Below are 24,506 nucleotides of genomic sequence, written 5' to 3' on the forward strand. Positions count from 1 at the left end.
CCGTGCTGGGGGTGCTCGGCGACCTCGTCGAGGACATCGTGGTCTGGGCGGACGGCCCGCTGAGGCACGGCACCGACTCCGGCGCCCGGATCTTCCGGCGGCGCGGCGGCAGCGCGGCCAACGTCGCCTGCTTCGCCGCCGGGCAGCACCCCGCCCGCTTCCTCGGCTGCGTCGGCGAGGACGCGGTCGGGGACGGCATGGTCGCCGAACCGGCCGGCCACGGCGTCGACGTGCGGGTCTCCCGGCGCGGCCGGACGGGCAGCGTCGTGGTGCTGATCGACCAGGACGGCGAGCGGACCATGCTGCCCGACCGGGGCGCCGCCACCCTGCTGGAGCGGGTCCCGGACGAGTGGCTGACCGGACTGACCCACCTGCACGTGCCGGCCTACTCCTTCGACGGAGAGCCGGTCGGCGGCACGGCGGTGGACGCGCTCGCCCGGGTCCGGAGGGCGGGCGGCACCACCTCGGTGGACGCCTCCTCGACCGGCATGCTGGAGCGGTTCGGACGGGAGCGCTTCCTCGGTCTGCTGGCCGAGTCGGCGCCGACCTTCGTGTTCGCCAACCGCTCCGAGTCGGAGTTCCTCGGGCTGCTGGTCGGCGGTCTGCCCGGGCCGGAGCGCGCCCGGCTGGCAGCCACCACGGTGGTCACCAAGGCGGGTGCCGAGGCGACCGCGGTCGACGTGCCCGGTGAGCCGCTGGTCATGGTGCCGGTGCCGCCGGTGGCCGGGGTGCGCGATCTCACCGGGGCCGGGGACGCCTTCGCGGCGGGGTTCCTGGCCGGCTTCCTGGACACCGGGGACCTCGGGCGCGCGGCCGGGCTCGGGCACCGCAGCGCGGCCCGGGTACTGGCCTCGCCCGGGGCCTCCTGCGGCGGGGAGTGACGTTCGGGGCTACCCGGGCACCGCGTCCTTGCGGAGGAAGTGCTTCAGCTTCTGCCAGGTCCAGGTGTTGACCACGTCCTCGGCGGTGAGCCAGCCGCGCTGCGCCGTGCCGATGCCGTAGCGCGGGTAGCCGAGCTGGCCGGTGGCGTGGGCGTCGCTGTCGATCGCGAAGCGCACGCCGTGCCGCCGGGCCCGCAGGACGTCCTCGTCGCGCAGGTCGAGCCGCTGCGGGGAGCTGTTGATCTCGATCGCGGTGCCGGTGCGCGCGGCGGCCTCGAACACCGCGTCCAGGTCGACGTCGATCGGCCCGCGCCGGCCGATCCGGCGGGTGGTGAGGTGCCCGATGACGTGCACGTACGGGTTTTCGCAGGCGCGGATCAGCCGACGGGTCTGGGCGGCCCGGTCCAGGGTGAAGTGCGAGTGCACGGAGGCCACGCAGACGTCGAAGCCGGCCAGGAACGCGGGCGGCCAGTCCACCCCGCCGTCCGGGCCGATGTTCAGCTCGGTGCCGTGCAGCAGGCGCAACTTCCTGTGCCGGCCGGCGAGTCGGCGCAGCTGCTCGCGCTGGGCGAGCATCTTCTCGTCCGTCATCCGCTGCATCACCAGGTCCGGGGCGTGGTCGGTGACGGCGAAGTAGGAGTAGCCGCGGGCGGCCGCGGTGTCGATCATCTCCTCCAGGGTGGCCAGCCCGTCGGTCAGGTCGGTGTGGGTGTGCAGGTCGCCGCGCAGGTCGGACTCCTGGACCAGGTCCGGGAGTCCGCCGTCCAGCGCGGCCTCGATCTCGCCCCGGTCCTCGCGCAGCGGCGGCGGGATCCACGGCAGTCCGAGGGCCGCGTACACCTCGTCCTCGGTCTCCGAGACCACCTTGGCGCCGCCGTCCACCTCGAACAGCCCGTACTCGGAGAGCTTCAGCCCGGCCCGGACGGCCATCGTGCGCAGCTTGATGTTGTGCGCCTTCGAGCCGGTGAAGTAGACCAGTGCCGCTCCCCAGTCCTCCTCCGGGAGGACCCGCAGATCCACCTGTACGCCCTGGGTGGTACGGACCGAGGTCTTGGTGCTCCCGCTGCCGATCACCTCGGCGACGGAGGGGAGGCCGGTGAGCGCGGCCATCAGCGGGGCGGAGTCCTCGGCGGTCGCGAGCACGTCGATGTCGCCCACCGTCTCGCGCATCCGGCGCAGCGAGCCCGCGTACGCGCAGCGGGTGCAGCCGGGGACGGCGGAGAGCACGGCGACGAGCTGCTCGGCCAGCTCGGTGGCGGTGTCCAGCAGCGTGCGGCCGCCGGACTGCCGCATCAGCTCGATGCCGTGCAGGATCTTCTCGCCGCTGCGCTCGCCGAAGCCGGGCAGGTCGGTGAGCCGCTCCGCGCGGGCGGCCGTGGCGAGTTCGTCCACCGAGGAGATCCCGAGGTCGCGGTAGAGGGCCAGGGCGCGCTTGGGCCCGACACTGGGGACGGCCATCATCTCCCGTACGCCGGACGGGATCTCGGCGCGCAGCGCCTCCAGGGCGGGCACGGTCCCGGTGGCGAGGTACTCGGCGATCTTCTCGGCCGTGGACTTCCCGACGCCGGGGATCTGCTGCAGCCCCTTGACGTCCAGGCCGGCCAGGTCCCCGGGGTGGCCGCCGACCGCCCGGGCGGCCTTCTCGTAGGCGCGGGCCCGGAAGGCGTCCCCGCCGGTGATGTTGATCAGGTCGGCGTACTCCTGGAGCAGCTCCCTGACCTGGTCGTTGAGCCGGGGCATGGGGCAAGTCTAGGTTTCGTGGGCCGAATCCGCCGGGTGCGCGCCCCGGTCCGGCCCCGGACGCCGCGGTACTCCGTCAGTCGTACGCGACGGTCAGCAGCAGGACGACGGTCAGCCCGCCTCCGGGGGTGGGCTCCACCGCGAGCCGGCCGCCGGCGGCGTCGACCAGGCTGTGCAGGGCGGGCCCCACCACGCCGTCCGTCGGGACACCGGCGATCGGCCGTTCGCGCGCGCCGGTCGGCTCGGAGGAGCCCCGGTCGCAGACCCGGATCTCCACCCGGGCGCGGGTCGCCGCCGCCCGTCCGGACGCCCGCGGTGCGGACGCGCCACCCGCCACGTCGGCCCGGACCAGCACCCGGCCGCCCGGCGGGCTGCGCCGGATCGCCTGGTCGACCAGCCCGGCGACGGCGGTCTCCAGCCGGCGGGCGTCCCCGGCCACCACCGGCAGCCCCGGCGCCACCCGGACCGTGACGGCCGCCGCCCGGCCACCGCCGCGCACCACCCGGCGGACCAGGTCGGCCACCTGGACGTGCCGGGCCGTCGGCTCGCAGCCGTCCTGCCGGCCGGTCCAGCGCAGCCGCTCCAGCTCGGTGCGGGAGAGCGGCCTGGGCGCGGCCATCACGCCCGGTGAGAACGGGCCGAGTCCCTCCTCGGCCTCGGTGGTCGCCGGCGCGCCCGCGCGCCCGGACCCGCTCCGGTGGCCGGTGCCGCCCGCGCCGCCGAACGCGCCGAGCGCCCGGGCCCCCGACGCGACGTAGCTCCAGAGCCTCCCGCGTGCCATCGCCCTGCCCCTCGTGCTCCCCGGCGGCCGTCATCGAATCCGCGGCCGACCGGGACGGGCCGACTACCGGGCCCTTCCTGCCAGCCTGCGCCTCGCCCGCCCGGGTGACAATCCCGCTCCGGGCCGCGGTCCGCTCCGGGGCCCCCGCCGAGCGGCCGGTCGGGCACCCGCCGACCGGCGGGGCCCCGGAGGCGCGGCCTGCTGCGCGTCGAGCAATCGCGAAGACTTCTTCGCAAAAAACCCTTTGCAAAGAAGTCTTTGCGGTTCTAGTCTCCTGCCATGACCGAAGAGCGCGGCTGGAAGCACAGCGACGACCCGCACATCGCCATCACCGCCAAGAACATGCGGGCGATGGCGCACCCCGTGCGCATGCAGCTGGTCGGACTCCTGCGCAAGCACGGCCCGTCGACGGCGACGAGGCTCGCCGCACAGCTGGGGCTGAACTCCGGAGCCACCAGCTACCACCTGCGCCAGCTCGCCGCCGCGGGCTTCGTCGAGGAGGACGAGGAGCGCGGCAACGCCCGCGAGCGCTGGTGGCGTTCGGCCCACCCGCTGACCGTCTGGACGGTGGACGACATGGCGGACGACGACCTCGACACGGCCGCCGGCTTCCTGCGGTCCGTCCTGGCCGCGCACACCCTGACCGCCCAGCGCGCGTTGGACGCCTTCGAGACCATGCCGCGCGAGTGGCGCCGGGTGACGGACCTCAGCGACCGGGTCCTCCAGCTCACCCCCGCCGAGGCCGAGCGGCTCTCCGGCGAGCTGTTCGAGGTGGTCCGGCGCTACCGGCAGATCGACCACGGCGAGCCGGCCCCGGAGGGCACCGAGCAGGTCTCCGTGATCGTCCACGTGCTGCCGGACACGAGCACCACCACGACCGAGGGGGAAACCGCATGAACACCACCGGCACCGGTGCCGCCGCCGTCGACGCGCCCGGGCGCAGCTTCCGCCCGCTGGCCGGGGTGCTGGCCGCCACGGTCGTCTCCGTGACCGGCACGCGTGTCTCGGCCATCGCCCTGCCCTGGTTCATCCTGGCCACCACCGGCAGCGCCACCATGACGGGCCTGGTCGCCTTCGCCGAAATGGCGCCGTACGTGGCGGTCAAGGCACTGACCGGGCCGTTGGTGGACCGGCTCGGGCCGCGCGTGGTGTCCTGGACGACGGACGCGGTCAGCGCCGTCACGGCCGGGCTGGTCCCGCTGCTGCACGCCCGGGGGCTGCTCCCGTTCTGGGCACTGCTGGTGATGGTCGCGGTGATCGGGGCGATGCGCGGCCCGGGGGACTTGGCCAAGTCCGTCATGGTCCCGGAGGCGGCCGACCATGCCCGGGTGCCGATGGAGCGCGCCACCGGGTTGTCGGGGGTCACCGAGCGGCTGGCCTCCACCATCGGTCCGGCGGTCGGCGGCGGGCTGGTCGCCCTGATCGGGCCGCTGGCCGGGCTGGCGGTCAACGCGGCCACCTTCGCGCTCGGGTCGCTGATCATCGCGGTCGCGCTCCCGCGCGGCATGGGGCGCCCGGCGGTGCCCGCCGTGGCAGCCGAACCCTCGGCGGAGGAGCAGCCCGCGGGCTACTGGCGGATGTTCCGCGAGGGCTTCACCTTCCTGCGCTCGGAGCCGCTGCTGCTCACCGTGATCGTGATGATCGGCATCACCAACCTGATCGACGCCGGGTTCACCACCGTCCTCGTCCCGGTCTGGGCGCGGGAGTCCGGCAACGGTCCGGCCGCCATCGGCCTGGCCGCGGCCGTCATGGGCGCCACCGCGGTCGTCGGCAGCCTGATAGCGGCGGCCGTCGCCTCCCGACTGCCCCGCCGGACGGTGTTCTTCGCCGGCTTCCTGCTGTGCGGCGCGCCACGCTTCCTGGTGCTGGCCCTCGACGCGCCGATGTGGCTGGTGCTCACGGTCTTCGCGATCGGCGGCTTCGGCGCCGGCTTCCTCAACCCGATCCTCGGCGCGGTCCTCTTCGAACGGGTGCCCCGCCACCTGCTGGGCCGCGTCCACGCCCTCGGCGACTCCCTCTCCTGGGCCGGCATCCCGCTCGGTGGACTGGTCGCCGGTGCGGCGGTCGCGACGGTCGGGCTGATACCCGGCCTGATCGCCGGCGGAGCCCTCTACTTCGCGACCACGACCCTGGCCGGGCTGCGCCCGGAGTGGCGCGAGATGGACCGTTTCCGAGGGCACGCGGGCAGCGCGGTCCAGGCGGGCGGTGCGGCCGACGCGGCCGACGACTCGGAACCGGCGCACTGCGCCTAGGTAGCCCCCAGGACACGCCCTACCCGGCCCGGTCTTCGGCAGGGGCTGGCCGGCCCGCCGGCCGGTGGCCCGCCCACTGGAGCAGCAGCAGGCTGGTCAGCGCGGCGAGGGCACACCATGTGGAGACGACGGCGAGGTGCCAGAGCAGGGCGCAGGCGGCGGCGCCCGCGCCGGTGAGGAGACCGAGACGGCGGAGCAGCCGGTCGCCGCTTGCCAGCAGGGAGCCGACGGTGACGAGGAGGTAGCCGGTCAGCAGGAGAGCCGGGTACGGGATGCCCACCGCATAGCCGAGGGTGTGGCCGTGCACGGTTGCCCCCACCGGGTGGGAGCCGATGGCCACGGCCAGCGGGGCGGCGACCGCCGCACCGAGCAGGGTGAGCGCGGCGAGCAGCCGTCGGCGCGGGCCGTCGGTCGCGCACCACACGGCGGCGGGGACCAGAACGGGCAGCAGCGCCAGGGCGACCACCGCCCAGGCGGTGCGGGCCGCTCCGGCGAGGCCGTCCGGCAGCCTGCCGTCGGTGCCGAGCCAGACCATCGCCTCGATCAGCTGGTGCACGCCCAGGAGCAGGGGGAGCGCGGCGAGCGGCAAGCGCTCCGGCCGGCCCGGTGGGCGCGGACCAGGCACGCCACCCCCGCGACCGTGACCAGCCCACCGGCCACGGCGTCCGCCTGCGCACTCCAGCACATCGGGGCCTAACCGGTGCTCCCGGGGCGGTCGTGCTCCGCGGACCCGCCCGTCGGTTCGTCCTTGGGATTGTCGTCCGGACTGCCCTTCGGCTCGTCGTCCGGTCGGTCCTCCGGCCCGCCCCCGGACTTCTGCTCCGCCCCGCCCTCCCGCGGCTCCGCTCCGTCCTCCGGCGGTGCCCCGATGCTCTCCAGGGTGTCGCGAACGGTTCCGGGCATCGCCGGATGGCGGCCGATCACGATCACCCCGATCACGATCGCGACCAGCCCGGCGGCCTGCCAGGCCAGCGCCGCCGGGGTCACCCGCAGCCGGTCGCCGAGGAACCCGACCGCGCAGGCGATCCCGGCCACCGGCTGGGCGGCGGTCAGCGCCGGCAGGGACATCCGCAGCGGCGCCGCCTCGAAGGCGCTCTGCACCAGCAGCAGCCCGACCACGCCCGCCACCACCACCGCGTACGGTTGCCAACTGCGCAGCACCGCGGACAGGCCCTCGTGGTCGAGGCGCAGGGTGGTGGTCCGGGTCAGCGCGTCCTGGAGGCCGTAGAGCAGCCCGGCGGCGAGCGCCAGCAGGGTCGCCTCCTCGAACAGCGGCAGCCGCCGGGCCAGCGAGACCAGCAGCACGACCAGCCCGACCACCGTGCCGACCACCAGCCAGTGCCGCAGTTCCCCGGCGGGCGCCCCGCCGCCGGTCGGTTGCCCGGCCACGATGAAGGCCGTCACCCCGAGGGCCAGCAGCAGCACCCCGGCCCACCCGGAGCGGCCCAGGGTCTGACGGGTCAACACCCGGGCCAGTGCCATGGCGAAGATCAGATTGGTGGCCAGCAGAGGTTCGACCAGCGACACCTCGCCCTGGTTGAGGGCGAACGCCGAGAGGATCAGCCCGCTGACCATGAACCCGGTGCCGAGCAGCCACTGCGGCATCCGCATCAGGTCCAGCAGCAGCCGCCAGCGCAGCAGATCGGAGCGCGGGGCTTGCTGCGCCGCGTGCTGCTGGAGGACGAAGCCGAGCCCCAGACAGCAGGCCGCACTGAGAGCGAGGAGGAAGACCGCCACGGAGGGACCACCAGGTTGTCGCTGCCCGCGCCGCGCCGACGGCTCCGAGAGGTGGGTCGGAGGTCGCGGCCGCTCCCGCCAGCCTACCGCCGGGCCGGTGCCCGGGCCGGGCACACGACACGCGCGCGGCGCGGCGGGCACCGGGCCGTCCGGCAGCGCTTGCCGCCACCGGCGGGGCAGGCGCACGCTGGTGTGAGCGGCCGCCACGGGCCACCGTCCGTGCCGGTCAGGACAGGCGCGACGGGGGCCGGCGCCAGGAGGTGTGGCATGCACAACCAGTGGGACGTGGAGCTCAGCTTCGAGGAAGACGGCGTGCACACGGCGTGCGAGGCCAGGCTGACCGGCGCCAGGGCGCCAGGCCTGAGCGCGCACGGCGAATCCGTGAAAAGCGCGGACGACCGTCCGCTCGCCAGGATCGGCGAGGAGGTCGCGGCCGCCCGGGCCCTGGAGGACCTGTCCCGCAAGCTGCGGGCCCAGGCCACCGGGGAGATCGACGACGAAGGGCACCGCCCGGGGTACCTGATCTACTGAGCCCACCGGCAGCCGAACCCCCGTAGGCCGCGGCGGCCCGTGCACGGCTACCGGACCGGGAACGGCACGCCGTCGCGCCGCCGGACCGTCGCGCCGCCGGACCGTCGCGCCGCCGGACCGTCGCGCCGCCGGACCGTCGCGCCGCCGAGCGGAGCCACTCCTCCCGAGCCGCGATGGCTTCGAGCAGCTCGGCGGCCATGCGCTCGACAGGGTGCTCGCGGCCGACGGCGTCCACGCAGGCGCGCTCCGCCTCGGTCCGGCCCGAGTGGAGGCGCCGCCACACCACGTCCGCCGTCCCCCGCGGTGTCACGGCCCCGGCCCTCTGCGGCGCTCGGGACGGCCGCCGCACGGGCGGATCCGGTCGGCGCTCCTACCGGCGCCACCAGGGAGCGCGCAGGACGTCGTCCGGGTCGACGGCACAGTTGGTGCCGCTGACCACCTCGTGCGCCGGGACGTCCCAGCCGACGACGCCCGCGGCCTGCCGGTCCAGTTCGACCAGCCGGGCGCGCTGCCGGCCGGTGCCGGTGTCGACGTCGCACATCAACACGCTCGTCCAGGAGCGGCCGTCGAGAGCGGCAACGACCGAGAACGCCGGAAGCACCACCAGGGAGAGCGGCAGCGCCGCGACCCGGACCGCCTCGACGGCCCGGGGCCCGAGGGCCGTGGCCGGCCGCCGCTCGACGACCCATCGCACGGCTCCGAGCCCGGAGCCGTGCGGCACACCCCGGCGGGCGATGACCGGCTCCTCCTCCGCGAAGTCCCCTACGTGCCCGAACCCTGCGGCACGAGAAGTCGGGTGGGCCGACTTCTTGTGCGGGTGGGGGTGGTCAGGTTTGGTGGGTGGGGGCGAGGAAGGTGGTGAGGCGAGGGTTGAGGTCCTGGGCGGCGGCCATGGGGAGGTTGTGGTGGGAGACGCCCGGGAGGACGGCGACCTCTGCTCCGGGGAGGGTGCGGCGGGCGGTCCGGGCGATGCGGTGGGGGTCGTGGGTTCGGCTGTGGGCGGCGAGGAGGGCGAGGACGGGGATGGCGAGGGTGCGGAGGCGTTCGGGGGAGGGGCGGGGGCCGGTCACGACGGGGGAGGCGGGGAAGTCGGCGTAGCCGAGGGCGTAGAGCTCGCGCCAGGCGGGGTCGAGGGGCGGGGTGTCGCCGGTCTCCCAGTCGAGGTAGGAGCGGGCGCGGGCCGGGGTGCGGCGGGGCAGGAAGAGGGGGAGGGCGCGCAGCAGGTAGCCGGGGCGGAAGCCGGCGAAGCACTGGGTGGGGTCGAGCAGGGCGAGCCTGCCGACCCGGGTGGGGGCGTGCAGGGCGTACTCCAGGGCGATCCAGCCGCCGTACGAGTGGCCGCAGAGGTCGGCCCGCGGGACGTCGAGTCCGTCGAGGACGGCGTCCAGCCAGCCAAGCAGGCCGGGGACGCCGTCGAGGGCGGCGCCGTCGTGGACGCTGCGGCCGGGGTCGCCGATGAGGTCGACGGCGAGGACGCGGTGTCCGGCCTCGGCCCAGGCGCCGGCGTTGGCGAACCACATGGTGGAGGTGGCGCCGCCGCCGTGGAGCAGGACGAGCGGGTGGCCGTCGGCGGGGCCGCAGGCGTTGATCCGGGTGGTGCCGTGGGCGGTGCGGACGGTGAGTGCCTCGACCGGGACGGGCCAGCGGGCGAGCAGGGCGTCGTAGGCGGCGAGGAAGGGGGCGGTGCGGGTGGACATGGGGCCTCCGCGGGTGTGGTGTGATGGCGGCCGGGTCGGCTGAACCACTCGCCGAACACGTATCGCGCCGAACATGTATCGCGCTGAACAAGCATCTCGCTGAGCAATTATCTCGCTGAGCGAGAGAATAATCGCACATGCCCTCCCCGAGGAAGGACGACAGGGTGTCCGAGGTTGCCGAGCCGATGCGGCTGGTCCATCTGCTGCGTGGCCTGACGGTCGAACTCGACCTGTTCGGAGCCGAGTTCGCGGCCCGCAACGGTCTGCACCCGACCGATCTGCGGGCGCTGATCCACCTGCTGGACGCGGCCAGGGCCGGGGAGGTCGTCACCCCGGGCCGGCTCGGCGAGGCGCTGGGGCTGAACTCGGCGGGCACCACCGGCCTGGTGGACCGGCTGGAGCGGCTCGGGCTGATCCGGCGCGAGCGCGACCCGCAGGACCGGCGCCGGGTGCGGCTGCTGGTGGAGGAACGGGCGATGGAGCTGGGGGAGGGATTCTTCGGCGGGCTGATCGGCGATCTGGTCGCGGCGATGCGGCGGTTCGAGCCGGGGGAGCTGGACACGGCCCGGCGCTTCCTGGCGGCCGTGACCGAGGTGGTGTCGGCCGCCAGGGAGAGGTGAACGGCCGGAACTACGCGGGGCCGAGGGTCCAGCTGATCACGGACAGCGTCGCCATCGACAGGAGCGTCGACCAGAGCACCGCGTCCCGGGCGAGGGCGGTGCCCCGCTGGTACTCGCGTGCGTAGGTGTACACGTTCTGCGCGGTGGGCAGCGCCGAGAACAGCACCACGGTGAGGAGCTGGTGGGCGGGCAGGTGGAGCAGCGGGCCGGCCACGGCGAGTGCGGCCAGCGGCTGGACCAGGGTCTTGAGCACGACGATCAGCCCGACCTCGGTGCGGCGCGGCCGGCCGTCCGCCGGTGGGCGGTTGTGCAGCGAGAGGCCGAGGGTGATCAGCGCGGTGGGGACGCCGGCGCCGCCGAGCAGTTCGCAGGAACGATTCAGCTCGGCAGGCAGGTGCACGCCGGTCGCCGAGACGACCGCGCCCAGCGCGGTGGCCAGCAGGATCGGGTTGCGGACAGGCAGGGTGAGCAGCGCCCGGCGGCCGGCCGCGCCGCCGTCCAGGACGGCCAGGACGGCGGGGGTGACCACCAGGATCTGGAACAGCACCACGGGCGCCACGAAAGAGGCGTCGCCGAGGACCTGCATGGTCACCGGGATGCCGAGGTTGGCCGAGTTGACGTAGCCGGAGGCCATCGCGCCGATGGCCAGTTCGCCGGGCTTGCGGTGGAACAGCAGCCGCCCGGCGAGCAGCCCGAGGCCGATCGCGACCGCGGTGCCCGCGGTGAAGGCGAGCATCGAGGCGTTGGCGAAGCGGTCCAGCGGGGTGCGGGCGATCATCAGGAACAGCGCGGCCGGCATCGCCACGTGGAAGACGAACCGGTTGAGCACCGTCTCGGCGTGCGGCCCGAGCAGCCCGGCGCGGCCGACGACGTAGCCGACGCCGGTGAGCGCCCAGATCGGCGCGAAGGCGGACAGCAGGGGATGCAGGGCTGGCATGGTTCCTCGGATCGCTCGGACGGGTCTGCCGGTGCGACGGGGGTGTCCCGTCGGGGGCGCCGACTTCCGAGCGCGGTGACCCCCCGAAGCCCATGAACCCCCGGGGCAGTAAACCAGTGGCCGCGGGCGCGGCGATCAGTGGGTCTGTCGCGAGCACGCCAGCAAGTCGGGCCGTCCGGGACGGTGTCGGCCGGCAGGGGGGCGGGGCCGAGGGGCCGGCGCCCGGCCGGCCGGCCGGGCGTCGAGAGCCCGAGCCCGGCCGATCGCCCGGGCCTACGATGGCCCGATGGAGGACCAGTACCTGAGCCTGTCCGAGGTGGAGGCGATCGCACGCCGGGCCCACCAGGGGCAGGTGGACAAGAACGGCCACCCGTACGGAGAGCACATCGCGGCGGTCGCCCGGGGGACGGCGGCGCGCGGCGGCAGTGCGGCGCAGATCGCGGCGGGCTGGCTGCACGACACCGTCGAGGACGACAGGCTGAGCCGGGAGTGGCTGGCCGGGGCCGCGCTGCCGGAGGAGGCCAAGGCGATCGTGGACGCGCTCACCCGGCGCCCGGACGAGCCGGTCGAGGAGTACACCGCGCGCATCCTGGCCACGCCGGGCGCGCTGCTGGTCAAGCGCGCGGACCTGGCGCACAACTCCGATCCGGCCCGCCTCGCCACCCTGGACCCGGCGACCGCCGAGCGGCTGGCCGCCAAGTACACGCGGATGCGCGAGCTGCTCGGACTCACCGGCGAGCTGTAGCCCGCACGCCGGCGTGCCCCCCGCGAGCGCGAAGCCCGCACGCCGTGAGCCCGCGGCCGCGAAGCCCGCGAGCGCGAAGCCCGCGCGGGGCTCCACGCGCCGTGGCGCCCACGCCGTGGCCCGGCGGGCGCGGTCCACGGCGTGGGCCGCCGCCGGAGAACCAGGAGAGGGCCCGGACCACGCGGGTCGCGCGGGTCCGGGCCCTCTCGGGCACCCCGGTGGTCCCTGTCCGACCCCCGGGGTGAGGGGGAGTGGTCAGGTGACGGGCGGTGGTCGGTGGGCCGACGGGGTCGGCTTAGTACCAGTGGTGGGTCTGCCAGAAGTTCCAGGCGGCGTTCGGGCTGCCGTAGCGGGTGTTCATGTAGTCCAGCGCCCACTTGATCTGGGTGGTCGGGTTGGTCTTCCAGTCCGCGCCGTGCGTGGCCATCTTGGAGCCCGGCAGTGCCTGGGCCAGCCCGTACGCGCCCGAGCTCGGGTTGGTCGCGGTCACGTTCCAGCTGGACTCGTGGGCGATGATCTGGCTGAAGGACGCCAGCTGGTTGGCCGGGACGATCTGGGCGGCGATGGCCTGCGGGGAGGCGGTGGCGGCGTTCGCGGTGGCGGGCAGGACACCCGCGCCCAGGGCGGTCAGACCGGCGGCGCCGGCGAGAATCGCGGCGGAAGTGCGCATGCGGAGCTTGAAAGCGGGCATGAAGAACAGGACCTCAATCGGGTTGGGCCGGTCGCTCCCCGCTCAGGACCACGGCCCGACAGAGGCCGAACGGTTGCGGGGTGCGACGCGATCAGGAAGCCGTCCACCGGAGGGACAGGAGCCGGTGCGGCTGGCGATGGAAGCCATTGTTGCCAGACCGGATCGGCCGTCGCCAAGACCCGCTCGGTACGACTCGCGGTCGTACGGAACGGGACGCCGTGGATTCGAAGGGGCGGTCGCGCGAAGCCTGCCGACCGGCGCTGAGCTGCGGGAACGCGGGGAATGCCGGGGTGGCGCGGGTGCAGCCGGGGTGTCCACTACCGTCCGTCGTAGTCGTTGATCACGTGTGAGCACACTCACCGTTCGGGGGGCGGGGGGCGTCACTCGCCGGTCCGGCGGCCGCACGGTGGGTGCAGATGATCAACGCTGCCTTGAGACCGGGGCCACACCGTGGTGCTGAGACCGGCGCCACACCGCCCTGGCCGTGCCGATGCCGGTGTCACGCGGTCGCGGCGGGACCGGAGCCGAGCCGCCGTGGTGGACGGCTAGCGCAGGTCGCCCAGCCGCCGGTGCCGGGCGGCCCGGGCCGCGAGCCGGTCCGTTTCGGCGGCGGCCGCCAGGGCGCCGAGCGCCGCGCCGACCGCCTGCCCGAGCCGGGCGCAGAAGGCCTCCGGCTCCTCGGCGGCATCCGGCAGCTCCGGAACCACCTCGTCGACCAGCCCGACCTCGGCCAGGTGACGTGCCCCGATCCCCTGGGAGCGGGCCAGCTCGGCGGCGTGCGAGCCGTCCCGGTGGACGATCGCCGAGGCGCCCTCCGGCGGCAGCGGTGCCAGCCAGGCGTGCTCGGCGGCGATCACCCGGTCCGCCGGGAGCAGCGCGAGCGCCCCGCCGCCCGAGCCCTGGCCGAGCAGTACGGCCAGGACGGGCGTGCGCAGCGCGAGCAGGGTGGTGAGGCAGTGGGCGATCTCCACCGCGATGCCGTCCAACTCGGCCCGCGCCGACAGCTCGGCGCCGGCCGTGTCCACCACGGTGACCAGTGGCAGCCCGAGCTGTTCGGCCAGGCGCGCGGTGCGCCGTACGGCCCGCAGGTCGGCGGCGGTGAAGGGGCGCTCGTGCTCGGGGGTCTGCCGCTGCTGGCCGACGACCAGCACGGGCCGCCCGCCGAGCACGGCCAGTGCCCGGACCAGCGCGCCGCCGCGCCCGCCGGGGGCGTCCAGCAGCACCAGTTCCTCGGTGGTGTGCCGCAGCAGTTCGCGGGCGCCCGGGCGGTCGGGGCGACGGGTGCGGCGGACGGAGTCCCAGGCGTCCGGGTGTCCGGGGGCGTCCGGGCCGGGTTCGGGCTCGGGAGTGGGCGTGGGAGTGGGAGCGGGCGCGGACTCGGGGCCGATGGAAGGGGCCGGCGGTGCGGCGGCGAGCACGGTCAGCGCGCGGCGGAGCAGTTCGCGCAGTTCCTGCGGCGGCACGACGGCGTCCACCAGCCCCTGGCCGGCGAGTGTCTCGGCCCGCTGGACGTCCGGCGGCAGCTCCACGCCGCGCAGTTCCTCGTACACCCGCGGGCCGAGGAAGCCGAGCCGGGCGCCCGGCTCGGCGAGGACCAGCTGCCCGAGCGTGCCCCAGGAGGCGAAGACCCCGCCCATGGTGGGGTTGCGCAGATAGGTGACATAGGGGAGGCCGGCGGCGCGGTGCGCCTGGACGGCGGCGGTGATCCGCAGCATGCAGAGGAAGGCCGCCGAACCTTCCTGCATCCGCGTCCCGCCGGAGACCGGCAGGGCGAGCAGCGGCAGCCGCTCGGTGGTGGCGCGTTCGACGGCGCGGGTGATCCGCTCGGCGGTGACGACGCCGATCGAGCCGCCGAGGAAGCCGAACTCGGAGGCGATGAGGGCGACCGGCCGGCCGCCGATCAGGCCGAGGCCGGTGAGGACGGCCTCGTCCAGGCCGGTGCGTTCACGGGCGCGGTCGAGCGAGGCGCGGTAGCCGGGATCGGCCCGGTCGTCGGCCGGCGGCTCGTCCCAGCTGTGGAAGCCGTCGGGGTCGACCAGCAGTCCGATCAGCTGGTGGGCCGTCAGTGCCGTGCCCGAGCCCGTACCCATGACCACCCCGTCAGAGATCGTTCCGGCCTTGCCGTGATCCGCCACGCTACGGGGCACTCTATGCGGCGCGGTCCGGGCGAGACAGCTCCGACTTGAGTTCGATGACGGTCGACCCTTGTGTCGGCCGGGCGGTTCGTGGGCGTCGTGCGGGTGGCCCCGGGGGTGGGGTGCGGTGGTCGGCGTACGGCTCAAGTCTCCGCAGGTAAAGGGGGGTTACTCACTGGTTAATAGTTTTTCCGAAGGCTTCCAGAGTTGACGGTGTCCCGCCACACTGAGGGGCATGACTCGCACTCTACGCGCGTGGAAGTCCCGCGCCGCCGCCGTCACCGCCGTCGCCCTGATGACCCTCGCCCCGGTCGCCGTCGCCACCGACGCGCACGCCGACGTGAGCGGAACGGTCTGCCTCTCCGCCCTCCCGTCGCAGGCCGCCGACACCCTCGACCTGATCGCCTCCGGCGGCCCCTTCCCCTACTCCCAGGACGGTGTGGTCTTCCAGAACCGGGAGGGCGTCCTGCCCGGTGAGTCCTACGGCTACTACCACGAGTACACCGTCATCACCCCGGGCTCCCCGACCCGCGGCGCCCGCCGGATCGTGACCGGTCGGTCCTACCAGGAGGACTACTACACCGGCGACCACTACGCCACGTTCTCGCTGATCGACCAGACCTGCTGAACCTCCACTGACCGACCGTCCCGGAACGCTTCCGGCGCGACGGTGGCCCCGGCCCGCTTCCCCGCCGAGGTCACCGCCGTGCGGCCGCACCGACTGCCGAGAGCGAAGCCGGAGCCATAGCCGAAGCCGAGAGCGAAGCGAAGCCGAGGCCGAGGCTGCCGCGGCGACGGTCGTGCCGGGCTCAGAGCTCGGACGGCCCCCAGGCGCTCACCGTCAACTCGTCCCCCACCCGCAGCGTGCCGGGCCGCAGCACCGCGAACTTGCTGCCGAACGCCACCCCGCCCGCAGCCGCCCGACGGTACCGGGCCAGGGTGCGCAGCGGCTCCGGCCCCGCCTTGGTGCCGCTGCACTGGTCCAGCGTCGTCACCGCGCAGCGGATCGCCAGCTTGGCGTAGCCCAGTTCGGCCCCGCCCACCTCGATCCTGCGGGCCAGGTCCTCGGTGTGCGGTTCGGTCCAGCCGTCCACCACCAGGTTCGCGCGGAACCGGTCCATGGGCACCGGCCGAGCGTCGGAGAGCCCGTTGAAGTGCTCCAGTGAGGAGTGCGACACCAGGAGCACGGCACAACTGTCGGCGTAGCCCGAGGTGCCCGGAGTCACTCCGGTGGTCACCCGGTCGTGCTCCGGCGGTACCCTGACCAGCCGGCCGCGCGAGCCCAGCACCTCGGACAGCCAGTCGGCGGCCTCCTCGCCCTGATCGATGCCGAGGAACGGCAGGTCGAACATCCGCACCTCGCGGCGCGGGCCCTCGGTGTCCACCGTCACCGACACCGGCTCCATGCCGGCGGCGGTCAGCGTCAGTGAGCGGCCGTCCCGAGTCACCGCCGGGCGGACGGTGGCCAGGACCGGGTCCCGGCGCTGGGAGCGGAACACGCCCTCCTCGTCCACCACCATGAACTCCCGGTCATGGGCCAGCCCGGCCCGGGTGAGCTCCGCCTGCGCGGCCGTCACCCCGGCGCAGCCCTTGACCGGGTAGTACCGCAGCTCCGTCACCGTGGCCATCGCTTGGTCGCCCCCTTCGTGCAGGCGCACCGTTCTGCGTCTGCGTACCGTCCATCTCGTCGACCCCACAGGGTAGTTGAGCGGCTCGTTGGGGCTGGTGGGCGGTGCCCGGTGGGCGAGCCCGGCGCTTGCTAGGGTCGGGGCATGGCACCACCGAGCAGCGCGAACCCCCCGGGGCGGCTCCGGCGGGACGCGCAGCGCAACCGTGACCAGCTGCTCGCCGCCGCCCGCGACATGTTCTCCCGGCACGGCCTCGACGTGCCGCTGGACCAGATCGCCAAGGAGGCCGGTGTCGGCAACGCCACCCTCTACCGGCACTTCCCGACCCGCGAGGCGCTGATCGCCGAGGTGTTCGAGGACGCCGGCGGCGGTCTGGCCGCCGCGGGTGAGGAGGCGCTCGCCGCCGAGGACGCCTGGAGCGGCCTCGAACGGTACTTCGGGCGGATCTTCGAGCTGGTCGCCGCCGACCGGGGCATCAACGACCTGGTCACCCAGGCCATCCCGGCCATCCCCGGAATGATCGAGATCAGCCGCCGGCACGCCGCCACCGTCGGAGCCCTGATCGCCCGCGCCCAGGAGCAGGGCGCCATGCGCCGAGACGTGGTCACCATGGACCTGCTCTTCCTCCTCGGCCCGCTCTGCCGCGCCCTGCCCGCCGCCACCGAGCTGCGCCCCGACCTCTGGCGCCGCTACCTCGCCCTCCAGCTCGACGGCTTCCGCGCCCGGGCCGCCCACCCGCTGCCGGTCCCGCCGATCGGGGAGGAGCACCTGGACCGGATGTTCGCGGACCTCTGGGAAGCGGGGTCGCCGGAGCGGCCGGAGTCGCAGGAGCAACCGGGGCGGCAGGAGCAACCGGAGCGGACGGAGTCGCCCGAGCGCTGAGCGCGCCTCGCCCGCGCGGCATCAGGGACGCGTACGGAACGGCGGGCCCCACGTCAGAGCCGCGTCAACGGGCGGTGCCGTACGGGCGCGGACCGCTTTGCTGGGGTGAAATCGGCGCGGTCCGGTGCGGCACGGTCCAGTGCGAGGGCACCCGGGCACCTTGGCACCAGGGCATCCGCGCGCGGCCGGACGGAGAGGCAGGGGCGGAACCATGGCGGACAGTGGTACCGACGAGGGCCGGATCGTGGTCGGCATCAGCGGCTCGCTCGGCAGCCTCGCCGCGCTGCACCACGCGGTGGCCGAGGCCCGCCGGACGGACGTCGAGGTGCTCGCGGTGCTCTGCTGGACCCCGCCCGGCGACGAACTCGGCTACCGCCGGACCCCGTGCCCGCCGTTGATCGAGGCCGGCCGCGAGGCCGCCGTGGCCCGGCTGCGGCAGGCCCTCGACGAGGCCTTCGCCGGACGCTACGCGGGCGTCCGCCTGCGCTGCCAGACCGTTCGCGGCGACACCGGCCACACGCTGGTGCGGTGCGCCGACCGGCCCGGGGACCTGCTCGTCCTCGGCGCCGGCCGGGAGCGCGGCCGCCTCGCCCGGCTGGTGCACCCCTCGGTCACCGCCTACTGCGTGCGGCACGCCACCTGCCCGGTCCTGGCCGTCCCGCGCCCACCGCTGCAGCGCGACCTGGAGGCGCTGGAACGCGGCCATGGGCTGCGGGAGCCGGCGGCGGGGAACGGCTAGCGGCCCGCGTGGCCCCGCGGGCGGGAGCCCGAGGGCGGGCCTACGACAGTCCGGCCGCCTCGGCGAGGACGGCGGCGGTCCGTCGGCCGGCGGCCAGGGTGGCGGCATCGGTGGCCGGGAGGCAGCGGCGGGCCTCGGGACGGTAGGCGGTCATCACCACGCCGGCGTGGTCGGTGGGGAGTTCGAGGGTCCGTACCGCCGACATCTGCTTTGTAAGAGCAGCGCTCAACTGCCGGGTGTGCTCGACGTCCACGATCTCGTCCGCCGTGCCGTGGACCAGCCGGAGCGGGACGGGGGAGGGGGTGGCCGCCAGGTGGTCGAGCGGGGCCTCGCCGGTGGTGACGGCCCTGGTCGAGTAGTGGGAGGCGATGCCGACCGCGGCGGCGGGGCGCAGTTCGGCGGGGGTGCCGGGATGGGTGGCCACCGCGATCGCCTCGCGGCCGCCCATCGACCAGCCGGCCAGGACGAGGCGCGTCGGGTCCCCGCCGTGCTCGGTGGCGATCGGGCGGGCCCGGGCCAGCGAGGCGAGCAGTTCGGCACTGCCGCCGTCCGGCTGCGTCGCGTCCCAGTCCGGGACGAGCACCAGCAGCCCCAGCCCGGCGGCCTCCTGGGCCAGCGGCCGCAGCACATCGCGCTCGTTCGGGCCGTTGCCGTGCCAGAGCAGCACGACGGGGGCCGGCCCGGTGGCGCCGGAGGCCGGAAGGTGGATGTCCGTCAGTCGTCCGGCGGTGTACGGAACCGTCCGGAGCCGAGCGTTCGTCATCCGGGATTTCCCTCCGATTCGTTGAATGATCACGGAGCTGGTACTGTACTTCTCGTTGCGAGGGAGCGATTCCTCCTCAGGCGTCAGTGGTGCTACCAGAGCACGTCCTACTTTCAGTAGGAAGAGTCCGTGCGACCCGGGCCTGGCGCTCCGAAATCGGACAGGGTCCGGTGCCGTGCAAGCGGCGCCGGGCCCTGTCCGCGTTTCCGGGGGGCCGGACCCCGGCCGGGCGAGGGGCTGACTGCGGCCGGGCGAGGGCCGGCAGGGGCCGGCTGCGGCCCGGCGTTCAGGACGGCTGGCGGTCGGAGCCGAGTTCGCGGGAGATCCGCAGCCCGACCTGGGCGACGACCGGGCCGAGGGCGCGGACCCGGGCGGCGGTCATCCGTGAGGTGAGGCCGGAGACGGAGAGGGCCGCGGTGACCTCGCCGGTGTGGTCGAAGATCGGGGCGGCGACGCAGCGGACCTCGGGCTCGTTCTCGCGGTCGTCGATCGAGTAGCCGCGGGCGCGGATGCGGGCGAGGTCGGCGCGGAGCCGGGGCTCGTCGGCGATGGTCCAGGCGGTGACCGGGCGCAGCCCGGCTGCGACCACCTCGGCGACGGCCTCCTCGGGCAGCCAGGCCAGGATCGCCTTTCCGGTGGCTGTGCAGTAGGCGGGAGCCCGGCTGCCGACCCGGGAGGCCATCCGGACGTTGGTCTCGTCCTCGACCTTGTCCAGGTAGACGATCCCGGGGGCCTGCCAGACGGTCAGGTGGACGGTCTCGCCGGCCTCGCGCTGGAGCCGGCGCAGGTGCTCGGCGGCGACGCTGCGCAGGTCGAGGGTGGTCAGGTAGGCCTGACCGAGCCGCAGCGAGCCGTGGCCGAGCCGGAACCAGCCGGTCTCGCGGTCCCGGTCGAGGAGGTGCTCGTCCAGGAGGGGGCCGGCCAGTCGCAGCACGGTGCTCTTGTTGAGACCGAGGCCGTCGGCGAGCTGGGCGAGCGGGACGCCGCGCCGGTCGCCGTGGTCGCGGACGTAGCCGAGGACGGCGAGGGCGCGGCGCAGCGAGGAGGACTGGTTGCGTTCGGTCGCGGGTTTCTTGGGCGCCGTCTCCGTCATGGGTCCGTTCCCTGGTGTCGTTCTGCCGGTGTTCCCCCGCAGGTCGGCGGCGGTTGTCAGAACGTACCCGTTCGCGACCCGATCGCCGCATCTTCGATACAACGTTGTGCAGTGCAAAACTTTCACCAACTCCCTCTTGTTGGCGCCGATCGGCCCCGCCTAACGTCCCTGCCATCGAGCAGGCGACGACGCCCCACCCGAGCGCTGCGCCCTGCCGTACCCCCACCACTTCACCCACCATCGGCCCCGGTCAGGGCCTGCTTCGACGTGCCCGTCCCCGGCGGCGGACGTCTCAGCGGCAGCTGTCGGGAGGGGAGGTCTCCACCATGCGACTCATCGGACGGACCGCCGCAGCCGCCGTGCTCGCCGCCGGCTGCCTGGCCGCCACCGCCTGTGCCCCCGGCACCGCCGCGCCGGCGAGCGACAAGGCCGCCGACGACCGGACCGGCACCGTGCAGGTCTGGCTGTACAACGAGGCCGGCAACGCGGCCAAGGAGGCCGTGATCTCCAAGGCCGTGGCCGAGTTCCAGGCCTCCCACCAGGGCGCCACCGTCAACGTCAGCTACATCGACACCGACGCCTCGGCCCGCGCCGCCAAGATGAAGGGCGCCTTCAACGACCCGAACAGCGCCCCCGACCTGGTCGAGTTCGGCAACACCGACCTGCCCGGCTACGTCGCCGCCGGCGGCCTCGCCGACATCACCGCCGACCTGGACAAGTGGCAGGACAAGGGCGACCTCGACCCGGCGATCGCCAAGACCGCCGTGGTGGACGGCAAGACCTACGGCCTGCCCTGGTGGGTCGGTGTGCGCGCGCTGTACTACCGCACCGACCTGTTCACCGAGGCCGGCCTCACCCCGCCGACCTCGTACGCCGAGCTGGTCGCGGCCAACCAGAAGATCCACGCCGCGCACCCGGACACCTTCGGCATCGCCGTCGGCGGCAAGTACACCTTCGCCGCGCTGCCCTTCGTCTGGGACGCGGGCGGCGACATCGCCGCCAAGGACGGCGCCACGTTCAAGGCGGCGATCGCCTCGCCCGCCTCGCAGGCCGGGATCAAGCGCTACACCGACCTGTTCGGCGCGGACGGCTGCCCCGCCCAGCAGTGCGCGGACCTGACCGGTGGCAAGACCGTGGACCTGTTCGCGGCCGGCAAGTCGGCGATGGCGGTGCTGCTCAACTCCAACCGCAGCAAGGTGGACGCGGGCGCGGTCAAGGGCAAGTACGGCGTGGTGCCGCTGCCCGGCGAGAAGCCCGGTTCGATCGCCCCGGCCTTCGCCGGCGGCAACAACCTGGGCGTGATGAAGGCGGCCAAGCACCGCACGCTGGCCGTCGAGTTCGCCGAGCTGCTGGCGAGCCCCGCGTACCAGGAGCAGATGTACGACGCGATGGGCAACCTGCCGACGCTCAAGTCCGTCAGCGGCAAGGTGGCGGCGAAGGACGCGTTCCTGAAGCCCTTCACCGACACCATCGCGGCCGGCACCAGGTTCGTCCCGCTCGACCAGGCGTGGGCGCAGATCGACGCCCAGTCGGTGATCCCGACGATGCTCCAGCAGGTCGTCACCGGCAAGGCCGACGTGGCCAAGGCCTCGGCCGACGCCGCCGCGCAGATCTCCTCGGCCTTCGCCGCGCACTGACGGCCGGCCGCCGGCGGCGGCGCGCCACCGCCACCGCGCCCCGTGCGCGGTGACCCGAACCGCGCCGCCGCAGGCACCGAGCCGCAGGCACCGCGCCGTCGGGCACCGGCACACCGCACCGTCGGCCCCCGGCGCACCGCACCGTCGGCCACCGGCCGCGCACGGACGGCCCCCCTCCCGGTTCGTCTCAGAGAGCAGGTCCCGCACGTGTCCGTATCCACCTCGACCGCCCCGGCGCCGCCTTCCCCGCAGAGGCGCCGTGGGGGAAAGGCGCCGGCCGCACCCCCGGGCGGCCGGCGCCGGCGGCCCCCGCTGCTGCTGCTCCTGCCGGCCGCGGTCATCCTGATCCCGCTGGTCGCCTACCCGATCTACCAGCTGGGCCTGCTGTCCGTCCTCGACTTCGGGCAGGCCCAGGCCTCCGGCGGCGTCCCGGCCTCCTTCGTCGGCTTCGGCAACTACACGAAGATCCTGGAGGACGAGCAGTTCTGGACGGTGCTGTTCCAGACCATCGGCTTCGCCGCGTTCTGCGTGGTCGCCACCCTGGCCGTCGGCGCCACTCTCGCGGTGCTGCTCACCAAGGTCGGCCGGTGGCCGCGGCTGGTGCTGACCACCGCGGCGATGGCCGCCTGGGCGGCGCCGGCGATGACCGGTTCGACGGTGTGGAGCTTCCTGTTCGACACCAACCTCGGTCTGGTCAACCACACCCTGGAGGGGCTCGGGCTCTCCGGCTTCCACGAGTTCAACTGGTTCTACGACAAGTGGACGGCGTTCCTGATCGTCGGCGCCGTGGTGGTGTGGCACTCCTACCCGTTCGTGATGGTCACCCTCTACGCGGGCATCCGGGCGATCCCGGAGGAGATCATGGAGGCGGCCGCCCTGGACGGCGCCAACACCTGGACCACCTTCCGCCGGATCACCGCGCCGATGCTGCGGCCGATCCTGACCATCGTGGTCATCCAGTCGGTGATCTGGGACTTCAAGGTATTCACCCAGATCTATGTGATGACCGAGGGCGGCGGCATCGCCGGCCAGAACCTGGTGCTCAACGTGTACGCGTACCAGAAGGCGTTCGCCTCCTCGCAGTACGGGCTGGGCGCGGCGATCGGCGTGATCATGCTGCTGATCCTGGTGATCCCGACGGTCCTGTACATCCGCACGCTGCGACGGACGGGGAACGAACTGTGAGCCCGGCGAACTCCTCCCCGGCCGCCGTGAAGCCGGCCGCCGTGAAGCCGGCCGCCGTGAAGTCGGCCGCCGTGAAGTCGGCCGGCAACGCCCGCGGCCGGAATCCCCGCGGTCGCAGCGCCCGTGGCCGCTGGCGGCTGGCCGCCAACACCGGTGCGATCGTGCTGGCCGTGGTCACCGCGTTCCCGATCTTCTGGATGGTGCTCTCGGCCTTCAAGCCCAAGGGCGAGATCCAGTCCCTCGACCCCAGGCCGTGGACCGCCCACCCCACGCTGGAGAGCTTCCGGCAGGTGCTCAGCGTCGACGGATTCGGCCGCTACTTCGTGAACAGCCTGGTGGTCGCGCTGTCGGTGGTGGTGCTGTCGGCGATCGTGGTCTTCCTGGCGGCGGTGGCCGTGACCAGGTTCCGCTTCAAGTTCCGGACCACCATCATGGTGATGTTCCTGATCGCCCAGATGATCCCGGTCGAGGCGCTGACCATCCCGCTGTTCTTCATGTTCCGCGACGCCGGGCGGTTCGCCCCGGGCGTGGGGCTGAACACCCTGGCCTCGCTGGTCCTGGTGCAGCTGGCGTTCTCGCTGCCGTTCGGGATCTGGATGATGCGCGGCTTCGTCGCGGCCGTCCCGGTCTCGATCGAGGAGGCGGCGCAGATCGACGGGGCCGGCCGGACCCGCATCCTGTGGCGGATCCTGCTGCCGCTGGTGGCGCCGGGACTCGCCGCGACCAGTGTGTTCTCCTTCATCGCGGCCTGGAACGACTTCGTCTTCGCCAAGACCTTCATCATCAGCGCCACCCAGAACCAGACGCTGCCCTCGGCGCTGCTGGTCTTCTTCAAGCCGGACGAGAACGACTGGGGCGGCATCATGGCGGCGTCCACGCTGATGACCGTGCCGGTGCTGATCTTCTTCATCGCGGTGCAGCGCAAGCTGGTCTCCGGACTGGCCGGCGCGGTGAAGGACTGACGTCCGCCGAGGCCGCGCACCCGGGAGTCCCGCCGTCGGCGGGACTCCCTCGGCCGTCCGGGCCCGGGAGGGGAGGGGCAGAAGGCCGAGCGGCCGAGGAGGTCCGGCAGTTCAGGAGACGAAGCCGACGACGTCGGTACCCTTCCGGCGCTGCGCGAGCCGGAGCCAGCCGACGACCTCCGCGACGGCCTCGGCCACCTCGCGCTCCGGCGCCGGGGCGCGGCCCTCGTGCTCGGCCCGTCCGAACTGCTCCAGTGCCCTCCGGCAGTCCTCGGCCGGCCAGGTGCTGCAGGACGGCACATCGCAGGAGGGCAGTTCGGCCGGAAGTCCGCCGCCGTACTGGAAGTCCGCGACCGAGACGGCCGTGATCCCGTACGCCTTCAGGCCGTCGTCGACCACCTCCAGCCAGTTGCCCCGGAAGGGTCCGAAGGAGTCGACTTCCAGGGGCTGCCCGACGAGCCAGCACAGCCGCCGGTACGCGTAGCCGTACTGGAAGGCGTGGTCCGCGTCCGCGGAGAAGGGGCCGCCGTGCACCACGGCGCGCAGCGCCTCCAGGGCGGTCGGCGCGCCCAGCGCGATCTCGTCGGCGAAGTGCTCGTCGGACCTGTCCAGGGACGGGCCGAAGTATGCGAGGGCCTCGTCGAGCGCCCCGTCGTTGCCGCTGCCGACGCGGACACGGAGCTCCGCGGGGTCGACCAGGTACGCGCGCAGGAAGGAACTCATGGCAGCACGGTAGCGGTCGCAACGGACAGCGGGTTCGGCGGGTCGGTCGTCCTCGGACACCGGCGAGTGCGCCGAACGGTCTTGCCAGGAAGGCAACTTGACGGACGGGAGCCGGCGCTCCGGGCCCGTGTGCCCGCCCGTATGCCC

The 24,506-nt window shown here is 74.2% G+C and carries 24 protein-coding genes and 1 pseudogene; 12 read left to right on the forward strand and 13 right to left on the reverse strand.

Going from position 1 to position 24,506, the window contains the following annotated elements:
• The first annotated feature begins 2 nt into the window (after nt 1-2).
• Nucleotides 3-881: a carbohydrate kinase family protein gene (locus tag ACWGJO_RS01665; protein WP_452181652.1), complete on the forward strand. Its 879-nt coding sequence runs from the start codon at nt 3-5 to the stop codon at nt 879-881.
• Nucleotides 882-890: 9 nt separating this feature from the next.
• Here the strand turns inward: ACWGJO_RS01665 and polX are convergent, their stop codons facing one another.
• Nucleotides 891-2,621 carry a DNA polymerase/3'-5' exonuclease PolX gene (gene polX, locus ACWGJO_RS01670; RefSeq protein WP_452181653.1) on the reverse strand — a complete coding sequence of 577 codons (1,731 nt, stop codon included), beginning with the start codon at nt 2,619-2,621 and terminating at the stop codon, nt 891-893.
• A 76-nt stretch (nt 2,622-2,697) separates the two neighbouring features.
• Nucleotides 2,698-3,402, reverse strand: coding sequence for a sensor histidine kinase (locus ACWGJO_RS01675; protein WP_452181654.1), 705 nt, complete (start codon nt 3,400-3,402; stop codon nt 2,698-2,700).
• Between the two features lie 279 nt (nt 3,403-3,681).
• Between ACWGJO_RS01675 and ACWGJO_RS01680 the strand changes: the two genes are divergently transcribed.
• Together ACWGJO_RS01680 and ACWGJO_RS01685 are read left to right on the forward strand one after the other, a co-directional pair.
• Nucleotides 3,682-4,299, forward strand: coding sequence for a helix-turn-helix domain-containing protein (locus tag ACWGJO_RS01680; protein WP_452181655.1), 618 nt, complete (start codon nt 3,682-3,684; stop codon nt 4,297-4,299).
• On the forward strand, nt 4,296-5,654 hold the full coding sequence (locus ACWGJO_RS01685; protein WP_452181656.1) for an MFS transporter: 1,359 nt from the start codon (nt 4,296-4,298) through the stop codon (nt 5,652-5,654). Before ACWGJO_RS01680 ends, ACWGJO_RS01685 begins: the two co-directional genes overlap by 4 nt.
• A gap of 19 nt (nt 5,655-5,673) precedes the next feature.
• Here ACWGJO_RS01685 and ACWGJO_RS01690 read toward each other — a convergent pair whose 3' ends face one another.
• The gene (locus ACWGJO_RS01690) at nt 5,674-6,243 is read right to left on the reverse strand and encodes a DUF6629 family protein (protein ID WP_452181657.1); all 570 of its coding nucleotides are present in this window, start codon (nt 6,241-6,243) and stop codon (nt 5,674-5,676) included.
• Nucleotides 6,244-6,551: 308 nt separating this feature from the next.
• Nucleotides 6,552-7,391, reverse strand: a pseudogene (locus tag ACWGJO_RS01695) (DMT family transporter); the annotation flags it as partial.
• Between the two features lie 267 nt (nt 7,392-7,658).
• Here ACWGJO_RS01695 and ACWGJO_RS01700 point away from each other — a divergent pair.
• Nucleotides 7,659-7,922, forward strand: coding sequence for a dsRBD fold-containing protein (locus tag ACWGJO_RS01700; protein WP_380546048.1), 264 nt, complete (start codon nt 7,659-7,661; stop codon nt 7,920-7,922).
• Between the two features lie 370 nt (nt 7,923-8,292).
• On the opposite strand, the gene ACWGJO_RS01705 is transcribed toward ACWGJO_RS01700, so the two are convergent.
• Both ACWGJO_RS01705 and ACWGJO_RS01710 read right to left on the reverse strand, forming a co-directional pair.
• The gene (locus ACWGJO_RS01705; protein ID WP_452181658.1) at nt 8,293-8,616 is read right to left on the reverse strand and encodes a hypothetical protein; all 324 of its coding nucleotides are present in this window, start codon (nt 8,614-8,616) and stop codon (nt 8,293-8,295) included.
• A 133-nt stretch (nt 8,617-8,749) separates the two neighbouring features.
• Complete coding sequence (locus ACWGJO_RS01710; RefSeq protein ID WP_452181659.1) at nt 8,750-9,619, reverse strand: alpha/beta fold hydrolase; 870 nt, start codon at nt 9,617-9,619, stop codon at nt 8,750-8,752.
• 164 nt (nt 9,620-9,783) lie between these two features.
• On the opposite strand from ACWGJO_RS01710, the gene ACWGJO_RS01715 reads away from it, so the two are divergent.
• Complete coding sequence (locus tag ACWGJO_RS01715) at nt 9,784-10,239, forward strand: MarR family winged helix-turn-helix transcriptional regulator (protein ID WP_380356556.1); 456 nt, start codon at nt 9,784-9,786, stop codon at nt 10,237-10,239.
• Between the two features lie 10 nt (nt 10,240-10,249).
• On the opposite strand, the gene ACWGJO_RS01720 is transcribed toward ACWGJO_RS01715, so the two are convergent.
• Entirely contained in the window at nt 10,250-11,176 is a 927-nt protein-coding gene (locus tag ACWGJO_RS01720; protein ID WP_452181660.1) for an AEC family transporter, read from the reverse strand.
• Between the two features lie 286 nt (nt 11,177-11,462).
• On the opposite strand from ACWGJO_RS01720, the gene ACWGJO_RS01725 reads away from it, so the two are divergent.
• On the forward strand, nt 11,463-11,921 hold the full coding sequence (locus tag ACWGJO_RS01725) for an HD domain-containing protein (protein ID WP_452181661.1): 459 nt from the start codon (nt 11,463-11,465) through the stop codon (nt 11,919-11,921).
• A 295-nt stretch (nt 11,922-12,216) separates the two neighbouring features.
• On the opposite strand, the gene ACWGJO_RS01730 is transcribed toward ACWGJO_RS01725, so the two are convergent.
• Together ACWGJO_RS01730 and ACWGJO_RS01735 are read right to left on the reverse strand one after the other, a co-directional pair.
• Nucleotides 12,217-12,591: an aggregation-promoting factor C-terminal-like domain-containing protein gene (locus ACWGJO_RS01730; RefSeq protein ID WP_452181662.1), complete on the reverse strand. Its 375-nt coding sequence runs from the start codon at nt 12,589-12,591 to the stop codon at nt 12,217-12,219.
• A gap of 566 nt (nt 12,592-13,157) precedes the next feature.
• A complete protein-coding gene (locus ACWGJO_RS01735; protein WP_452181663.1) occupies nt 13,158-14,747 on the reverse strand; it encodes a carboxyl transferase domain-containing protein in 1,590 nt (529 codons plus the stop codon).
• A gap of 235 nt (nt 14,748-14,982) precedes the next feature.
• Here ACWGJO_RS01735 and ACWGJO_RS01740 point away from each other — a divergent pair, with 235 nt between their 5' ends.
• A complete protein-coding gene (locus ACWGJO_RS01740; protein WP_380356563.1) occupies nt 14,983-15,375 on the forward strand; it encodes a ribonuclease in 393 nt (130 codons plus the stop codon).
• A gap of 181 nt (nt 15,376-15,556) precedes the next feature.
• On the opposite strand, the gene ACWGJO_RS01745 is transcribed toward ACWGJO_RS01740, so the two are convergent.
• Complete coding sequence (locus ACWGJO_RS01745; protein WP_452181664.1) at nt 15,557-16,375, reverse strand: MOSC domain-containing protein; 819 nt, start codon at nt 16,373-16,375, stop codon at nt 15,557-15,559.
• 144 nt (nt 16,376-16,519) lie between these two features.
• Between ACWGJO_RS01745 and ACWGJO_RS01750 the strand changes: the two genes are divergently transcribed.
• A complete protein-coding gene (locus ACWGJO_RS01750) occupies nt 16,520-17,257 on the forward strand; it encodes a TetR/AcrR family transcriptional regulator (RefSeq protein ID WP_452181665.1) in 738 nt (245 codons plus the stop codon).
• Between the two features lie 211 nt (nt 17,258-17,468).
• Complete coding sequence (locus tag ACWGJO_RS01755; protein ID WP_452181666.1) at nt 17,469-17,996, forward strand: universal stress protein; 528 nt, start codon at nt 17,469-17,471, stop codon at nt 17,994-17,996.
• Nucleotides 17,997-18,036: 40 nt separating this feature from the next.
• Here ACWGJO_RS01755 and ACWGJO_RS01760 read toward each other — a convergent pair whose 3' ends face one another.
• Nucleotides 18,037-18,759 carry an alpha/beta hydrolase family protein gene (locus tag ACWGJO_RS01760; protein WP_452181667.1) on the reverse strand — a complete coding sequence of 241 codons (723 nt, stop codon included), beginning with the start codon at nt 18,757-18,759 and terminating at the stop codon, nt 18,037-18,039.
• 286 nt (nt 18,760-19,045) lie between these two features.
• Nucleotides 19,046-19,852 (reverse strand): IclR family transcriptional regulator, encoded by an 807-nt coding sequence (locus ACWGJO_RS01765; RefSeq protein WP_359907558.1) that lies wholly within the window; start codon nt 19,850-19,852, stop codon nt 19,046-19,048.
• A 326-nt stretch (nt 19,853-20,178) separates the two neighbouring features.
• On the opposite strand from ACWGJO_RS01765, the gene ACWGJO_RS01770 reads away from it, so the two are divergent.
• From ACWGJO_RS01770 to ACWGJO_RS01780, 3 genes are all read left to right on the forward strand, one after another.
• Nucleotides 20,179-21,489, forward strand: a complete 1,311-nt coding sequence (locus tag ACWGJO_RS01770) for an extracellular solute-binding protein (protein WP_401055121.1) — start codon at nt 20,179-20,181, stop codon at nt 21,487-21,489.
• A gap of 207 nt (nt 21,490-21,696) precedes the next feature.
• Nucleotides 21,697-22,674: a carbohydrate ABC transporter permease gene (locus ACWGJO_RS01775; protein WP_452181668.1), complete on the forward strand. Its 978-nt coding sequence runs from the start codon at nt 21,697-21,699 to the stop codon at nt 22,672-22,674.
• 137 nt (nt 22,675-22,811) lie between these two features.
• Complete coding sequence (locus tag ACWGJO_RS01780; protein ID WP_359907610.1) at nt 22,812-23,636, forward strand: carbohydrate ABC transporter permease; 825 nt, start codon at nt 22,812-22,814, stop codon at nt 23,634-23,636.
• 111 nt (nt 23,637-23,747) lie between these two features.
• On the opposite strand, the gene ACWGJO_RS01785 is transcribed toward ACWGJO_RS01780, so the two are convergent.
• Nucleotides 23,748-24,359, reverse strand: coding sequence for a DUF7691 family protein (locus ACWGJO_RS01785; protein ID WP_452181669.1), 612 nt, complete (start codon nt 24,357-24,359; stop codon nt 23,748-23,750).
• Nucleotides 24,360-24,506: the final 147 nt, after the last annotated feature.

The organism is Kitasatospora sp. NPDC054795, from assembly GCF_053611565.1.

Excerpts from the sequence above, each read along its gene's own strand:
- polX (WP_452181653.1), bottom strand. The coding sequence starts at position 2,621 with ATGCCCCGGCTCAACGACCAGGTCAGGGAGCTGCTCCAGGAGTACGCC.
- ACWGJO_RS01675 (WP_452181654.1), bottom strand. The coding sequence starts at position 3,402 with ATGGCACGCGGGAGGCTCTGGAGCTACGTCGCGTCGGGGGCCCGGGCG.
- ACWGJO_RS01680 (WP_452181655.1), top strand. The coding sequence starts at position 3,682 with ATGACCGAAGAGCGCGGCTGGAAGCACAGCGACGACCCGCACATCGCC.
- ACWGJO_RS01685 (WP_452181656.1), top strand. The coding sequence starts at position 4,296 with ATGAACACCACCGGCACCGGTGCCGCCGCCGTCGACGCGCCCGGGCGC.
- ACWGJO_RS01700 (WP_380546048.1), top strand. The coding sequence starts at position 7,659 with ATGCACAACCAGTGGGACGTGGAGCTCAGCTTCGAGGAAGACGGCGTG.
- ACWGJO_RS01710 (WP_452181659.1), bottom strand. The coding sequence starts at position 9,619 with ATGTCCACCCGCACCGCCCCCTTCCTCGCCGCCTACGACGCCCTGCTC.
- ACWGJO_RS01720 (WP_452181660.1), bottom strand. The coding sequence starts at position 11,176 with ATGCCAGCCCTGCATCCCCTGCTGTCCGCCTTCGCGCCGATCTGGGCG.
- ACWGJO_RS01725 (WP_452181661.1), top strand. The coding sequence starts at position 11,463 with ATGGAGGACCAGTACCTGAGCCTGTCCGAGGTGGAGGCGATCGCACGC.
- ACWGJO_RS01730 (WP_452181662.1), bottom strand. The coding sequence starts at position 12,591 with ATGCGCACTTCCGCCGCGATTCTCGCCGGCGCCGCCGGTCTGACCGCC.
- ACWGJO_RS01740 (WP_380356563.1), top strand. The coding sequence starts at position 14,983 with ATGACTCGCACTCTACGCGCGTGGAAGTCCCGCGCCGCCGCCGTCACC.
- ACWGJO_RS01745 (WP_452181664.1), bottom strand. The coding sequence starts at position 16,375 with ATGGCCACGGTGACGGAGCTGCGGTACTACCCGGTCAAGGGCTGCGCC.
- ACWGJO_RS01750 (WP_452181665.1), top strand. The coding sequence starts at position 16,520 with ATGGCACCACCGAGCAGCGCGAACCCCCCGGGGCGGCTCCGGCGGGAC.
- ACWGJO_RS01755 (WP_452181666.1), top strand. The coding sequence starts at position 17,469 with ATGGCGGACAGTGGTACCGACGAGGGCCGGATCGTGGTCGGCATCAGC.
- ACWGJO_RS01760 (WP_452181667.1), bottom strand. The coding sequence starts at position 18,759 with ATGACGAACGCTCGGCTCCGGACGGTTCCGTACACCGCCGGACGACTG.
- ACWGJO_RS01765 (WP_359907558.1), bottom strand. The coding sequence starts at position 19,852 with ATGACGGAGACGGCGCCCAAGAAACCCGCGACCGAACGCAACCAGTCC.
- ACWGJO_RS01770 (WP_401055121.1), top strand. The coding sequence starts at position 20,179 with ATGCGACTCATCGGACGGACCGCCGCAGCCGCCGTGCTCGCCGCCGGC.
- ACWGJO_RS01785 (WP_452181669.1), bottom strand. The coding sequence starts at position 24,359 with ATGAGTTCCTTCCTGCGCGCGTACCTGGTCGACCCCGCGGAGCTCCGT.